This window comes from Mesorhizobium sp. M0040, assembly GCF_040323505.1.
Lineage (GTDB): Bacteria > Pseudomonadota > Alphaproteobacteria > Rhizobiales > Rhizobiaceae > Mesorhizobium.
In genome coordinates this window covers 30,828-44,960 of record NZ_JAMYVA010000026.1, presented here as the reverse complement: position 1 = coordinate 44,960, position 14,133 = coordinate 30,828, and the positions used below count along the sequence as shown (strand labels likewise).

The 14,133-nt window shown below is 62.0% G+C and carries 17 protein-coding genes and 1 pseudogene; 7 read left to right on the top strand and 11 right to left on the bottom strand.

What is annotated here, in order from left to right:
- Window positions 1–39: 39 nt before the first annotated feature.
- Window positions 40–384, bottom strand: a complete 345-nt coding sequence (locus tag NKJ91_RS21225; protein WP_023674415.1) for a RidA family protein — start codon at window positions 382–384, stop codon at window positions 40–42.
- 211 nt (window positions 385–595) lie between these two features.
- Between NKJ91_RS21225 and aztA the strand changes: the two genes are divergently transcribed.
- The 4 genes from aztA to NKJ91_RS21205 all read left to right on the top strand — a co-directional run bounded on the left by aztA (window position 596) and on the right by NKJ91_RS21205 (window position 3,771).
- Window positions 596–1,408: a zinc ABC transporter ATP-binding protein AztA gene (gene aztA / locus NKJ91_RS21220; RefSeq protein ID WP_352457137.1), complete on the top strand. Its 813-nt coding sequence runs from the start codon at window positions 596–598 to the stop codon at window positions 1,406–1,408.
- A complete protein-coding gene (gene aztB / locus NKJ91_RS21215; RefSeq protein WP_352457155.1) occupies window positions 1,408–2,283 on the top strand; it encodes a zinc ABC transporter permease AztB in 876 nt (291 codons plus the stop codon). Before aztA ends, aztB begins: the two co-directional genes overlap by 1 nt.
- 22 nt (window positions 2,284–2,305) lie before the next feature.
- Window positions 2,306–3,247: a zinc ABC transporter substrate-binding protein AztC gene (aztC, locus tag NKJ91_RS21210; protein ID WP_352457136.1), complete on the top strand. Its 942-nt coding sequence runs from the start codon at window positions 2,306–2,308 to the stop codon at window positions 3,245–3,247.
- Between the two features lie 185 nt (window positions 3,248–3,432).
- Window positions 3,433–3,771, top strand: coding sequence for a protein tyrosine phosphatase family protein (locus NKJ91_RS21205; RefSeq protein WP_352457135.1), 339 nt, complete (start codon window positions 3,433–3,435; stop codon window positions 3,769–3,771).
- Window positions 3,772–4,021: 250 nt separating this feature from the next.
- On the opposite strand, the gene NKJ91_RS21200 is transcribed toward NKJ91_RS21205, so the two are convergent.
- Entirely contained in the window at window positions 4,022–4,489 is a 468-nt protein-coding gene (locus NKJ91_RS21200; protein WP_352457134.1) for an Lrp/AsnC family transcriptional regulator, read from the bottom strand.
- A gap of 139 nt (window positions 4,490–4,628) precedes the next feature.
- Between NKJ91_RS21200 and hppD the strand changes: the two genes are divergently transcribed.
- Window positions 4,629–5,741, top strand: a complete 1,113-nt coding sequence (gene hppD / locus NKJ91_RS21195; protein WP_352457133.1) for a 4-hydroxyphenylpyruvate dioxygenase — start codon at window positions 4,629–4,631, stop codon at window positions 5,739–5,741.
- A 49-nt stretch (window positions 5,742–5,790) separates the two neighbouring features.
- On the top strand, window positions 5,791–6,015 hold the full coding sequence (locus NKJ91_RS21190; RefSeq protein ID WP_352457132.1) for a type II toxin-antitoxin system Phd/YefM family antitoxin: 225 nt from the start codon (window positions 5,791–5,793) through the stop codon (window positions 6,013–6,015).
- Window positions 6,016–6,034: 19 nt separating this feature from the next.
- Here NKJ91_RS21190 and NKJ91_RS21185 read toward each other — a convergent pair whose 3' ends face one another.
- The 7 genes and pseudogenes from NKJ91_RS21185 to hmgA all read right to left on the bottom strand — a co-directional run bounded on the left by NKJ91_RS21185 (window position 6,035) and on the right by hmgA (window position 10,779).
- A complete protein-coding gene (locus NKJ91_RS21185; RefSeq protein ID WP_352457131.1) occupies window positions 6,035–6,346 on the bottom strand; it encodes a BrnA antitoxin family protein in 312 nt (103 codons plus the stop codon).
- Window positions 6,333–6,591: pseudogene (locus tag NKJ91_RS21180) on the bottom strand (BrnT family toxin). Before NKJ91_RS21180 ends, NKJ91_RS21185 begins: the two are co-directional and overlap by 14 nt.
- 50 nt (window positions 6,592–6,641) lie before the next feature.
- Entirely contained in the window at window positions 6,642–7,190 is a 549-nt protein-coding gene (locus NKJ91_RS21175; RefSeq protein ID WP_352457130.1) for a DinB family protein, read from the bottom strand.
- A 4-nt stretch (window positions 7,191–7,194) separates the two neighbouring features.
- The gene (locus tag NKJ91_RS21170) at window positions 7,195–7,488 is read right to left on the bottom strand and encodes a hypothetical protein (RefSeq protein ID WP_352457129.1); all 294 of its coding nucleotides are present in this window, start codon (window positions 7,486–7,488) and stop codon (window positions 7,195–7,197) included.
- The gene (locus tag NKJ91_RS21165) at window positions 7,485–8,507 is read right to left on the bottom strand and encodes a fumarylacetoacetate hydrolase family protein (protein ID WP_352457128.1); all 1,023 of its coding nucleotides are present in this window, start codon (window positions 8,505–8,507) and stop codon (window positions 7,485–7,487) included. The genes NKJ91_RS21170 and NKJ91_RS21165 overlap by 4 nt, the downstream gene beginning before the upstream one ends.
- A 48-nt stretch (window positions 8,508–8,555) precedes the next feature.
- A complete protein-coding gene (locus NKJ91_RS21160; RefSeq protein ID WP_352457127.1) occupies window positions 8,556–9,455 on the bottom strand; it encodes an MBL fold metallo-hydrolase in 900 nt (299 codons plus the stop codon).
- A gap of 10 nt (window positions 9,456–9,465) precedes the next feature.
- A complete protein-coding gene (gene hmgA / locus NKJ91_RS21155; protein WP_352457126.1) occupies window positions 9,466–10,779 on the bottom strand; it encodes a homogentisate 1,2-dioxygenase in 1,314 nt (437 codons plus the stop codon).
- Between the two features lie 154 nt (window positions 10,780–10,933).
- Between hmgA and NKJ91_RS21150 the strand changes: the two genes are divergently transcribed.
- Window positions 10,934–11,371 carry a MarR family winged helix-turn-helix transcriptional regulator gene (locus NKJ91_RS21150; RefSeq protein ID WP_352457154.1) on the top strand — a complete coding sequence of 146 codons (438 nt, stop codon included), beginning with the start codon at window positions 10,934–10,936 and terminating at the stop codon, window positions 11,369–11,371.
- 208 nt (window positions 11,372–11,579) lie between these two features.
- On the opposite strand, the gene tdh is transcribed toward NKJ91_RS21150, so the two are convergent.
- Both tdh and NKJ91_RS21140 read right to left on the bottom strand, forming a co-directional pair.
- Entirely contained in the window at window positions 11,580–12,614 is a 1,035-nt protein-coding gene (gene tdh, locus NKJ91_RS21145; RefSeq protein ID WP_352457125.1) for an L-threonine 3-dehydrogenase, read from the bottom strand.
- 78 nt (window positions 12,615–12,692) lie between these two features.
- The gene (locus NKJ91_RS21140; RefSeq protein WP_352457124.1) at window positions 12,693–13,880 is read right to left on the bottom strand and encodes a glycine C-acetyltransferase; all 1,188 of its coding nucleotides are present in this window, start codon (window positions 13,878–13,880) and stop codon (window positions 12,693–12,695) included.
- Window positions 13,881–14,133 lie beyond the last annotated feature (253 nt).

Below are 14,133 nucleotides of genomic sequence, written 5' to 3'. Positions count from 1 at the left end.
CCGACCCTCCCCTCGAGGGGGAGGGTTAGGAGCTACGCCTCAAATCGCCGCGGTAACAATAATCTCGACCAGATATTCCGGTCCGGCAAGCTTGGCTTCGCCGGTGGCGCGGGCCGGCGTGTTGCCCTGCGGTACCCATTTGTCCCATTCCGCGTTCATCTCGGCAAAGGTGCTCATGTCGGCCAGCCAGATGATCGCCTGCAGGATCTTGGTTTTGTCGGTGCCGGCCTTGGCCAGCAATTCGTCGATCGCCGCCAGAATGTCCCTGGTCTGGGCACCGACGTTTCCGCCCGGCTTGCCGACCTGACCGGCCAGATAGACGGTGTTGCCGTGGATGACGATCTGGCTCATGCGCGGGCCTACATCGATACGACGAATGCTCATTGGATATTCCTTCTCCTCTTGTCGCTGCGCCTGTTTAGGGGCCGGGTTCGCCGGCGGCAAGGCCGCTCGAGCGGAACTTCTTGAGCCAAGCCAAAGCACACAACAAGACGCCCCGGCCGCAATTCCGCCCGATTGGCTTGTTGACTAATGTAATAACATCACATATCGAATCCGCCCCTGCAGCACCGATCATCGCCCCATGGATCGTCACATGAGCCAAACCTGCCTGACCTTCCGCGACCTGACGCTGGGCTACAATAGCCATCCTGCGGTCCACCACCTCAATGGTACGATCCGCAAGGGATCGCTGACGGCGGTCGTCGGCGCCAACGGCTCCGGCAAATCGACGCTGATGAAGGGCATTGTCGGCGTCCTGAAGCCGATGGCCGGCGCGGTGATCCGGGCGCCGGGCGTGCGCGCCGCCTATCTGCCGCAGCAATCGGAACTCGACCGCTCCTTTCCGGCCCGGGTCGTCGACCTGGTTTCGCTTGGTCTGTGGCCGCGGCGCGGCATGCTCGGCCGTTATACGAGGGAAGATCGCGACTCGGTCAGCAAGGCGCTGATGGCCGTCGGCCTCGGCGGCTTCGAGAAGCGGCCCATCGACACACTGTCGGGCGGCCAGCTGCAGCGCACGCTGTTTGCCCGCGTGCTGCTGCAGGATGCCGAGCTCATCCTGCTCGATGAGCCGTTCAACGCGGTCGACAGCAAGACGGTCGGCGACCTGATCGCGCTGATCAAGCGCTGGCATGGCGAGGAACGCACGATCATGGTTGTGGTCCACGATCTCGATCTGGTGCGGCAGAATTTCCCCGAAACACTGCTCCTGGCGCGCCAGCCGATCGCTTGGGGAGAGACCAGGGAGACGCTGCAGCCGGAGAATCTGTTGCGCGCGCGCCGCTTCCATGAAGCCTGGGAGGACAACGCGCCGTGGTGTGAGCCCAGCGAGCATGATCACGAGCACGGTGGCCACGAGCACGGCCATGACCACGACCATTATCACGGCTCCGGGCCGAGGGCGGCATGATGGAGGTGCTTTACGGTCTGTTCGTCGCTCCTTTCGCCGACTACGCCTTCATGCAGCGGGCGCTCGCCGGTTCGATGATGCTGTCGCTCGGCGCCTGCCCGGTCGGCGTGTTCCTGATGCTGCGGCGCATGAGCCTGTCCGGCGATGCCATGGCGCATGCCATCCTGCCGGGTGCTGCCGCCGGCTTCCTGTTCTATGGCCTGGAGATCCTGCCGATGACGATCGGCGGACTGATCGCCGGCATCATCGTGGCGCTCGGCGCCGGCGCCGTCTCGCGCTTCACCATTCAGCGCGAAGACGCCTCTATGGCGGCCTTCTATCTGATTTCGCTGGCCATCGGCGTGCTCATGGTGTCGATCCGCGGCTCCAGCGTCGATCTCATGCATGTGCTCTTCGGCACCGTGCTGGCGCTCAACAACGAGGCGCTGACGCTGATCGGCGGTATCGTCGTGGTGACGCTGGTCAGCCTCGCCATCTTCTGGCGGGCGCTGGTCGCCGAATGCCTCGACCCTTTGTTCCTGCGCTCGGTCAGCCGGATGGGCAGCCCGGTGCATTTCATCTTTCTCGGCCTCGTCGTGCTCAACCTCGTCGGCGGCTTCCAGGCGCTCGGCACCTTGCTGTCGGTCGGGCTGATGATGCTGCCGGCAGCGGCGGCCCGCTTCTGGACCTCGCGCGTCGAGCCGATGTGCGTGCTGGCCACAGTGATTGGCTTTGCCTCCTGCATTGCCGGGCTGCTGTTGTCCTACCATGCGTCGCTGCCCTCCGGCCCGGCCATCATCCTGTCCGCCGGCGTCGTCTATTTCGCCTCGATCCTGTTCGGCACGCGCGGCATCCTGCGCGCCCGCATCGTCCATCACCGCCACAGAACTGCCTGATCCCAACAAGGAGAAACTGTCCATGCTGAAATCGATCCGCGCCGCTTTGGCCGTGAGTGTTATAACATTAACCGCCTTTGGCGCATCTTCGGCCTTTGCTGAGCCTTTGAAGGTGGTCGCCAGCTTCACGATCATCGCCGATTTCGCCAAGAATGTCGGCGGCGACCGCATCGATCTGACCACCATCGTCGGGCCGGACGGCGACGCCCACGTCTACGAGCCGAGCCCCGCCGATGCTGTGACGATGGCCAAGGCCGGCATCGTGCTGGTCAACGGCCTGCATTTCGAAGGTTTTCTGCAGCGCCTGGTCGACGCCAGCGCCACCAAGGCTTCGATTGCCGTGCTGACCAAGGGGGTCACGCCGATCAATTTCAAACCCGAATTCGCCGAGGCCGATGCCGCCGAAGGCGCGGAAACCGATGGCGGCAAGACGGTCACCGATCCGCATGCCTTCCAGTCGATCGCCAATGCCAAGATCTATGTGAAGAACATCGCCGACGCCTTTTGCACGGCCGACTCTGCGGGTTGCGACAGCTACAAGGCCAATGCAGCCGCCTATACGCAGAAACTCGAGGCGCTTGAGGGCGAAGTGCAGGCGGCGATCCAGTCGATCCCGCAGGAGAAGCGCGTCGTCATCACCTCGCATGACGCCTTCGGCTATTTCGAGCAGGCCTACGGCTTGACGTTCCTGGCCCCGGAAGGCGTGTCGACCGAGTCGGAGCCCTCCGCCGCCGACGTCGCCAAGCTGGTCAGCCAGGTGAAGCAGGACAAGGCGGCGGCGATCTTCGTCGAGAACATCACCAACCCGCGGCTGATCGAGCAGATCGCCAGCGAGACCGGCATCAAGGTGGGCGGCACGCTCTATTCCGATGCGTTGTCGCAGCCCGACGGCCCGGCCGCGACCTATATCGACCTGATGCACAACAACATCGCCCAGATCAAAGGCGCGATCCTCGGCAGCTGAGCCGACCGATCCGGTTCATCCAGCCGGGCTGGCGCATGATGCGTCCTGGCGACGTACCGCGTTAGCCCGGCTGGATTTCCGGCATCGAAATCCCTATCTGCGCGGATGGATTTCTTTTCGCGCGGATTGCCGACCGGGTCAGGGAGTGGCAAGACTGCCGCTAACCAGATTGCGAGGACACCGCCATGGAATACCGTCAAATCAGCGAGGACTATTCGGTCTCGGGCCAGATCCAGCCCGAGGATGTCGCGACCATCAAGGCCGCCGGCTTCAAAAGCGTGATCTGCAACCGGCCGGACGACGAGCAGCCCGGCCAGCCATCGGCCGACACCGTCAAAGCGGCGGTCGAGGGCGCCGGGCTCGCCTTCCGCTACATCCCTGTCATCAGCGGCCAGATCACGGCCGAAAATGTCGAGGACCAGGCCGAGGCACTGGATGAGCTTGATGGCCCGGTCTTCGCCTATTGCCGTTCCGGCGCGCGCTGCACTAATCTTTATGGGCTGATCCAGCAGTCGAAGGGGTGAGAGGCCTCACATTCCGAGCGGAGGAAGTCAAGTTCCGCACTGTGGCGATCCTTCACACCCCCTTTGTCCTGCCGGACATCTCCCCCTCAAGTGGGGAGATTGGATGTCGCGTTGGCTTTCGCCAATTTTCAGCGTTGCGGAGTGGGCAGCGAGGTCAGAGCTGCCAATCTCCCCACTTGAGAGGGAGATTGGCCGGCAGGCCAGAGGGGGGTGCTGTCCCTCCGCCATATCTAACGAAAAGCCGTCTGGGCTAAATCGGCAGCGCGCCGGTTTCCTTTAGCGTCTCCAGCACGATCGCCGTCTTCACGTGCTGCACCGATTCGTGCGGCAGGAGCACGCTATTGACGAATTCCGACAGCGACTTCAGGTCCGGCGTCACCACTTTCAATATATAATCCATCTCGCCGGTCAGCGCGTGCGCTTCCTGCACTTGCGGCAGTCGCGCCACTAGTTCGCCGAAACGCTGCGCATTGTCGCGGTTGTGGGTGGCGAGCGTCACCGAGATGACGTTGACCAGGGAAAAACCGAGCTTGTCGCGGTCGAGCACCGCCCGGTAACCCTTGATATAGCCGTCCTCCTCCAGCCGCTGGCGACGACGCGAGCACTGCGACGCGGACAGGTTCACCCGTTCCGACAGATCGTTGTTGGTCAGCCGTGCATCGCCCTGCAAAAGAGCCATTATCTTGCGGTCAAACTGGTCGATGCGCGCCTCATCCATGAATTTCGGGTCCGCAGTGCACAACTCGCGCATGATCAGACCATTTCAAGCGTTTGAATGCAAGCAATTTGCACTCGCTCCGCGCTATAATTGAGTTCAGATGGCCGACGCGGCCAGTTCCAGATTTCGGAGCAATGCCATGGGTCCCTTCCCGCACGACGCACCACCCGCCAAGATCAGCAAAACCAATCCCGCCGGCACCGACGGCTTCGAGTTCGTCGAATTCGCGCATGCCGAGCCGGAAAAGCTCGCCGAGCTGTTCACCCGCATGGGCTATGTGCCGGTGGCCAAGCACCGCAGCAAGAATATCACCGTCTGGCGGCAAGGCGACATCAACTATGTCGTCAATGCCGAACCCGGCTCGCATGCCATGAAATTCGTCGACAAGCACGGCCCTTGCGCCGCCTCGATGGCGTGGCGGGTGGTCGATGCAAGGCATGCCTTCGATCACGCGGTGGCCAAGGGCGCGACGCCCTATGAAGGCAACGACAAGACGCTCGATGTGCCGGCGATCGTCGGTATCGGCGGATCGCTGCTCTATTTCATCGAAACCTACGGCGAGAAGGGCTCGGCCTATGATGCCGAGTTCGACTGGCTGGGCGAGCGTGACCCGAAGCCGGAAGGCGTCGGCTTCTATTACCTCGACCACCTCACCCACAATGTCTATCGCGGCCAGATGGACAAATGGTGGGATTTCTATCGCGACCTGTTCGGCTTCAAGCAGATCCATTTCTTCGACATCGACGGCAAGATCACCGGCCTGGTCAGCCGCGCCATCACCTCACCCTGCGGCAAGATCCGCATCCCGCTGAACGAGTCCAAGGACGAGACCAGCCAGATCGCCGAATATCTGAAGAAGTATAATGGCGAGGGCATCCAGCACATCGCCGTCGGCACCGACGACATCTACGGTGCCACCGACAGGCTGGCCGCCAACGGCCTGAAGTTCATGCCGGGCCCGCCCGAGACCTATTACGACATGTCTTATGCCCGCGTGAACGGCCACGAAGAGCCGATCGAGCGCATGAAGAAGCACGGTATCCTGATCGACGGCGAAGGCGTGGTCGACGGCGGCACGACCAAGATCCTGCTGCAGATCTTTTCGAAAACCGTGATCGGGCCGATCTTTTTCGAGTTCATCCAGAGAAAGGGCGACGAAGGTTTTGGCGAGGGCAATTTCCGCGCGCTGTTCGAATCGATCGAGCAGGACCAGATCAAGCGCGGCGTGCTGAAGGTGCAGGCGGCGGAGTAGGCTAACCGGACTTCTTGCGATTCGGTCAGTAGTAGCTCAGACTTTGGCCATGAACATTGCTATCGCAGAGGCCAAGGCAAGACTGTCGGAACTCGTCAGCCGCGCGGAAGCTGGCGAAGAGATTGTGATTACCCGTCGCGGCAAGGTTGCGGCGCGCCTCGTGCCGCTAGCCGTGCCCGAGTCCCTGCCTCGTGTCGGCGCCATGAAGGGCAAAATCAGGATTGCCGACGATTTTGACGAACTCGGTCCCGAATGGGACGGGTATGTCAAATGACGTTGTCACAGGCAAACGTCTATTTGGCGAGGCCGGCGGCTTTGCGCAGAATCTCGTTGATGCGGCTCTGCCAGCCGGGGCCGCCGGCACGAAAGCGGGCGACTACGTCACTGTCGAGACGGAGTGTTACCTGCTTCTTCGGATTATCGAGAGCCGGCCGGCCGCGCGAACGGCGAATGCTTTCGGCAAGCTCAGGGAACGCTTCGGCGAAAGGACGAGCGTTTCGAAAATCCTCCTCTGTCCATTCCGGATTCTCCGAAACGGCTTCCCAGTCTTCTTTGCTGTAGCCGCGACCAGCTTCGAACTCGGTGCGCACCTTACGCTTTGCCATTGAACAATCTCCTTTCCGCGGGACTTGCCGGGCGCATCGAAATTATCGAGATGCCCTCGGAACCGAGCCGGGCAAACACCACCGCAACGATGCCATCGATGATCCGGCCAATTGCCATGAGACGACCGGCCTTGGCAGTGCGGATTGTCGAGGCAAGAAAAAAACTCGTCATCAAGCGCCGCAAAATCCAAGCCGTGCTTGTCAATGTTGGCCAACCGTTTCGGTTCGTCCCAAACGATCTTCATCAGAATTTATGTACCTACAATAATTAAGTCAATAATTTTCGTAACTACAACTAATTGCGACCTTCGAGCACCAACCTCTCAACCTCGGCTTTCCTGAGTTTCAGATCATAATCGAGGAAGAACTCGTCGAGTTGCGGCGGTTTCACCGAGGTGCCGGACAGCATCGCGTGCACCTGGCCGCGATGATGGATGTCGTGGATGAAGAGATGGGCGAGCAGGTCGCCGATCCGTTCCGGTATCATGCCGTCCTCGCGCCGGTCGGTGAGAACGCGGCGCTCGAGATCGTCGGCCGACAGGCGGTCGCAAAAGGCGATCAGCCGCCGGTCGGCCTCCGTCCGCTTGCCAAAGAGCGCGTCCGCTTCGTCGAAGAGCAAAAACTCATCGTAGACCGCGGCCCCGACGCCGCCCTCTTCGAGAAAATCGAGATAGAGGTGATCGACCGCCAGGATGTGATTGAGCGTTGCCTTGATCGACGGAAAGAAGCTCGTCCGTTCGGCTTCGAATTCGCCGGGCTCAAGCTGCAGCACGGCACGATAGAGCCGGTCGTTGGACCACAGATTGTTGCGCGCCATGCGGCGGAAATGGTTCAGTAGGTCCATGACTTCACGGCGCGACCCGGAATAGCGACACACCCGCCCATAGAAGCGCAAACCCAGCCAAAACAATCAGCAGCAGCCCGATCATGCGCCGCCGCGTGCCTTGCGTTTCCTGGTCCAGCGCGACATTCGTGTTGGTGACGGTGTGAAACATCATCGCCTTGCGCGGAAAGCCGCTGCGGTTGGTCAGGCCGGGCGAGCGCGCCTCGATCCGATAGCTCAGCCGGATCGCCTGGATGAAGATCGCCAGCATGACAATGGCCCAGACACCGCACAGCAGATAGAATGTCTCGCCCGTCATTCTCTTGCCCCCTCGTATTTCTCGACCTTCTGCTCGATGGCGCCGAAGATCGAATGCCCGCCCCTGTCCTTCATCTCGATGCGCACGGTATCACCAAAGCGCAGGAACGGCGTTTTCGGTTCGCCGGTTTCGATGGTCTCGATCATACGCAGCTCGGCGACGCAGGAGTAGCCGGCGCCGCCCGCCGAGACAGGCTTGCCCGGCCCGCCGTCGAGCTTGTTGGAGACGGTGCCCGAACCGATAATGGTGCCGGCGGCCAGCGGCCGCGTTTTTGCGGCATGGACAATCAGCGCCGGAAAATCGAAGGTCATGTCGATGCCGGCGTTCGCCCGGCCGAACGGTTTGCCGTTGAGATCGACCAGCAGCGGCAGGCTGACCTTGCCGCCGTCCCAGGCATCGCCCAGCTCGTCCGGCGTTACCGCAACCGGCGAAAAGGCCGATGACGGTTTCGACTGGTAGAAGCCGAACCCCTTGGCGAGCTCGGGTCCGGTCAGGCCGCGCAGCGTTACATCGTTGACCAGCGTGACCAGCCGGATCGCTGCCCGCGCCTCATCGAGGCTTGCGCCCATCGACACATCGTCGACGATGACGGCGACCTCGCCTTCCATGTCGATGCCAAGGGCGTCGTCGACCATGCGGATCGGGTCGCGCGGTGCGAGGAAAGCGTCCGAGCCGCCCTGGTAGATCAGCGGATCGGTCCAGAAGCTTGCCGGCATCTCGGCGCCGCGCGCCTTCCGCACCAGTTCGACGTGGTTCACATAGGCCGAGCCGTCGGCCCATTGGTAGGCGCGCGGCAGCGGCGAATGAGCGTCATGCTCGTGAAAGCGGGCAGACGGCACCGCGTTGTTCTCCAGCGATTCGGCCATCGCAGCGAGATGCGGCGCGATGCGATGCCAGTCGTCGAGCGCGGCCTGCAGCGTCCGCACCAGGAACGAAGCGTCGGTAAACCGCGTCAGGTCGCGCGAGACGACGACGAGCTTTCCGTCGCGCGTCCCGTCCTTCAATGTGGCAAGCTTCATGCGGTTTCCTCTCCTGGCGCAGCTTTGGCGCTGCTTTGATTTTTTGTTCTACGCATGATCTCTTCCGAAAACCGGTTCCCACTTTTCGGGATCATGCTCCAGCCCCACAACAAGGCCGTCGCGGGCGATCGTCAAGTCGCCGGCCCATGTTTTCCTGACGGCGGCAATCCAGTCGGCCTCGCCGATCTCCGGATCGTCGGCCGGAATGAGGTGGTTGACGACTAGCCTTTTGACGCCTGCGTCGCTGGCGATGCGGCCCGCCTCGTCGGCAAAGCTATGGCTGGCAAGCAGGTGTTCCCTCAGCCTTGCGCCGTTGCCGGTCTTCGCGACCAGCCGCTCGATACCCACTTCCAGCATGGCCTCGTGGACCAGTATGTCGGCGCCTTGGGCGAAATCCGCCAATGGCGGAAAGAAGGCCGTATCCGACGAAAAGACGATGCCTTGCCCCGCATGATCGAAGCGCAGCGCAAAGCAATCCGTCACCGGCGGGTGGTCGACACGCAGCGCCGATATTTTGAGACCGCGCTCTTCCGCCACCTGGCCTTCACCAAACTCGACGATCGAAACCATGTCGCGGAGATCCGGCCGCCCTTCATCGGCGATGCGGATCTCGATGTCGAATTCCATCGCCTGGCAAAAGCGCTGCCAATAGTAGCCGGTGCCGGGCGGGCCGAACACGGCGACCTTTGTTGCCAGGCCGGCCGTCCATGCGGAGTGGATCAACGGTCCGAGTTCCAGCACATGGTCGGAGTGCAAATGCGTGATGAAGATCAGGTCGAGCGCCTTCAGGCTGATGCCGGCATCGGTCAGCCCGCGCGTTACGCCCAGCCCGCAATCGACGACGATGGTGCGGCCGCCAATCTCCAGCAGCGACGAACTCGGCCACGGGCCGCCCGGCCGGAGCGCCGGGCCACCCTTCGAACCCAGAAGCACCAGACGATCCGTCATGCGACGGCGCTCAAGACCAGTCGCCCTCTGGCGTGCCGTTGAAGCGCTTCTTCAGGCCGGCCCAGCAGTCGATGTAGTTGTCCTGCCGGGTTTCGAGCTCGGCGCCATAGCGGGTCACCATCTGCGGAAAGCGTGTTTCGAACATGAAGGCCATGGTGTTGTCGAGCTTGACCGGTTTCAGCTCCGCTCGCGAGGCTTTTTCGAAGCCAGACGCATCGGGTCCGTGAGCCAGCATCATGTTGTGCAGGCTGATGCCGCCGGGCACGAAGCCCTCTTCCTTGGCATCGTACTGACCATGAATCAGGCCCATGAACTCACTCATGATGTTGCGGTGATACCAGGGCGGCCGGAAAGTGTTTTCCGCCACAAGCCAGCGCGGCGGGAAGATGACGAAATCGATATTGGCGGTGCCTTCCTCGCCGCTCGGCGCGGTCAGCACGGTGAAGATCGACGGATCGGGATGATCGAACAGGATCGCACCGACCGGCGAAAAGGTCGCAAGATCATATTTGTAGGGCGAATAATTGCCGTGCCACGCCACCACATCCAGCGGCGAATGATCGATCTCGGTGACATGGAACTGGCCACACCATTTCGCGATCAGCCGACAGGGCGTGTCCTTGTCCTCGAACCAGGCGCAGGGCGTCTTGAAATCGCGCGGATTGGCCAGGCAATTGGCGCCGATCGGGCCGCGATCCGGCAGCGTCAGCTTGGCGCCGTAATTCTCGCAGACATAGCCGCGCACTTGCGGATCCACCAGTTCGACCTTGAACACCAGACCACGCGGCAGCACGGCGAGCTCGCCCGGCCGCAATTCGATGACGCCCATTTCGGTGACGAAGCGCAAGGCTCCAACCTGGGGCACGACCAGCAACTCGCCGTCGGCGTTGAAGAAATGATCGTCGGCCATCGAACGGTTGGCGACATAGACATGTGCCGCCATGCCGGTCTGGCCGAGCACGTCGCCGGCGGTGGTGATCGAGCGCATGCCGGCAATGAAATCGGTCGGCTCGGTCGGCATCGGAACTGGGCTCCAGCGATACTGGCCGAGCGCGAGCTGGTGGTCGCCGACGTTCGGCGCGCTTTTCCAAAGCGGATAATTCGCCGCTTTGAAGCGGCCGGTGTGCCTCACGCTCGGCCTTATCCTATAAAGCCAGGAGCGCTCATTGGTGCCGCGCGGCGCGGTGAATGGAGAGCCCGAAAGCTGCTCGGCATAGAGGCCGTAAGCCGGCCGCTGCGGCGAGTTTCGCCCTTGCGGCAGCGAGCCGGGCAGCGTTTCGGTCTCGAAGTCGTTGCCGAAACCCGGCATGTAGGAATAGGCCATGGAATCCTCCCGAATTCATAGTCTCGGAGCATCGTTTGCGCATCCGCAAAGATGCTCAGAGTTGACCATACCGGTTTCATTTGTAACCATTGAAAATGTAACCATCAACGGTGATTTCGGCATGAGCCGCCAGCATGCCCAGTCAGGGCCAACCATGGAAATCCTCGAGCTGGAATCCTTCCTGCCTTACCGGCTCTATCGGCTTGCCGATGCCGTCAGCCGCGAATTTTCAAGAATATACAAGGACCGCCACGGCCTGACCCGGCCCGAATGGCGCACACTGGCCGGGCTTGGACAGCACGGCACGATGACGGCGACGGCGCTCGGCGAGCAATCGGCCATGCACAAGACCAAGGTTTCGCGCGCGGTCGCCGAACTCGAGCGGCGCCGCTGGCTGACCCGCACGCCAGACGAGAAAGACCGTCGCGTCGAGCATCTGACGCTGACCAAAGCGGGGCTTGCCGCCTATCGCGAAATGGTGCCGCTGGCGAAGGAGTTCGAGCGGGAGCTGCTGGAGAGATTGAGCGCAGATGAACGTACAGCAGTCGCGGAAGGGGTGGCCGCGCTTGAGACGGCTTTGTACGGGGATTAGGTCCTCAGCAACTTTTGATGCAGGCGGGACAGCACCCCCCTCTGGCCTGCCGGCCATCTCCCCCTCAAGGGGGGAGATTGGACGTCGCTTCGGCTTTCGCCAATCTCCAAAGAAGAGCGATGTCGGCGAAGCTGCCAATCTCCCCCCTTGAGGGGGAGATGGCCGGCAGGCCAGAGGGGGGTGCTGTCCCGCCGGCGTTTCTAATCGCCTACCAATCCATCACCACCTTGCCGGAATTGCCGCTCTTCATCGCTTCGAAGCCGGAGATGTAGTCGTCGATACCGATGCGGTGGGTGATCAGGCCACTGACATCGAGAGGACCCTGCACCAGCGCGATCATCTTGTACCAGGTCTCGAACATTTCGCGGCCGTAGATGCCCTTCAGGTGCAGCATCTTGAAGATGACCTTGTTCCAGTCGATCTCGAAGCCGGTCGGCGCAATGCCGAGAATGGCGATCTTGCCGCCATTGTTCATAGTGTCGATCATGTCGCGGAAGGCAGGCGCGGCACCCGACATTTCGAGGCCGACGTCAAAACCCTCGGTCATGCCGAGCGCCGGCATCACGTCGCGCAGCTTTTCCTTCGACGCATCGACGACATGCTGGACGCCGAGCTTTTTCGCCAGTGCCAGGCGCACCGGGTTGATGTCGGTGATGACCACTTTTCGCGCGCCCACGCACTGCGCCACCAGTGCTCCCATGATGCCGATCGGCCCGGCGCCGGTGACCAGCACGTCCTCGCCAACCAAGTCAAAGGACAATGCCGTGTGAACGGCATTGCCTAAGGGATCGAAGATTGCCGCGATCTCGTCCGGCACGTCGTCGGGGATCGGCACGACGTTGTGCTGTGGAATCGCAAGGTATTCGCCAAAGGCGCCCGGCCGGTTGACGCCGACACCAAGCGTGTTGCGGCACAGATGCCCCCTGCCCGCCCGGCAGTTGCGGCAATGGCCGCAGACGATATGGCCTTCTCCGGAAACGCGCTGGCCGAGTTTGTACTCGGTCACCGCCGTGCCGAAATCGGCGATGGTTCCGACGAATTCGTGGCCGGTCACCATCGGCACCGGCACGGTCTTTTGCGCCCACTGGTCCCAATTGTAGATGTGCACGTCGGTGCCGCAGATCGCCGTCTTCCTGATCTTGATCAGCACGTCGTTCGGACCGATTTCCGGCACCGGCACTTCTTCCATCCAGATGCCCGGCTCGGCCTTGGCCTTGACCAGCGCCTTCATCATGTTTGACATTCTCTTGTCCCCTGAACCTTAGTCGCCTGAACCTCAGTCGCTTGAATCTCAGTCGCTTGAATCTCTTGATCCGGCCGCTCAGGAAATCACGCCGAGTTCGCGACCGACTGCGGCGAACGCCTCAACCGCGCGGTCGATGTCGGCGCCGGAATGGGCGGCCGACATCTGCGTGCGAATGCGCGCCTGGCCCTTCGGCACCACCGGGAAGGAGAAGCCGATGACGTAGATGCCGCGCTTCAGCATCCGCGCCGCCATCTCCTGCGCCAGCGTCGCGTCGCCCAGCATCACCGGGATGATCGGATGGTCGGCGCCGGCCAGCGTAAAACCGAGCTTGCCCATCTCGGAGCGAAACCGCGCGGCATTGGCATATAGGCGCTGGCGCAACGCATCGCCATTGCGGATCATCTCGAAAACCCGGATCGAAGCGCCGGCGATCGCCGGCATCAGCGTGTTGGAAAACAGATAGGGCCGCGAGCGCTGGCGCAGCCAGTCGACCACCTGCTTCCTGCCCGATGTGTAGCCGCCGGACGCGCCGCCCAATGCCTTGCCCAGCGTGCCGGTGATGATGTCCACCCTGCCCTCGACGCCGCAATGTTCGGCCGAGCCACGGCCATTCGTGCCGACGAAACCAACTGCATGGCTGTCGTCGACCATGACCATTGCGTCATATTTGTCGGCGAGGTCGCAGACGCCCTTCAGATTGGCGACGATGCCATCCATAGAGAACACGCCGTCGGTGGCGATCAGCCGGAACCGACAGTCGCGCGCCTCTTTCAACCGCGCTTCGAGATCGGCCATGTCGTTGTTGGCGTAGCGGAAGCGCTTTGCCTTCGACAGCCGTACCCCGTCGATGATCGAGGCGTGGTTCAGTGCATCGGAGATGACCGCATCCTCCTCGCCGAGCAGCGTCTCGAACAGGCCGCCATTGGCGTCGAAGCAGGAGCCGTAGAGGATGGTGTCCTCCGTGCCGAGGAAGTCAGAAATGGTCGCCTCGAGCTGCTTGTGTTCTTCCTGCGTGCCGCAGATGAAGCGCACCGACGCCATGCCGTAGCCGTAATGGTCGAGCGCCTGCTTGGCCGCCTCGCGCAGTTCGGCGCTGTCGGCGAGGCCGAGATAATTGTTGGCGCAGAAATTCAGCACCTTCTCGCCGCCGACCTCGATCTCGGCCGACTGGGTCGAGGTTATCACCCGTTCGGATTTGTAAAGGCCGGCCGATTTCAGCCCTTCAAGCTCGCTGTCGATGTGGGAGAGGAATGCCGCGCTCATGATTAAGCCCTGTTGAGATTGGGTGGACTGTCGCGCCGTGCGGGCGAAAAATCCATCGCAAAAACGACCGCTTCGGTGGCGGCAATGGCACGGCAAGGCAACGATGTTCAAATGCGGAGGTGCCGCGAAAGATTGCAATAACCACTTCGCGGATTTCCCGCCGCGGCCGCCGCCGCCGGCCTGTTGCCGTCCCAAACCTGTTAACACTTTGAAGCCAAAGGTTATCGCACAAGAATTCGTTGGCGAGAGGGCC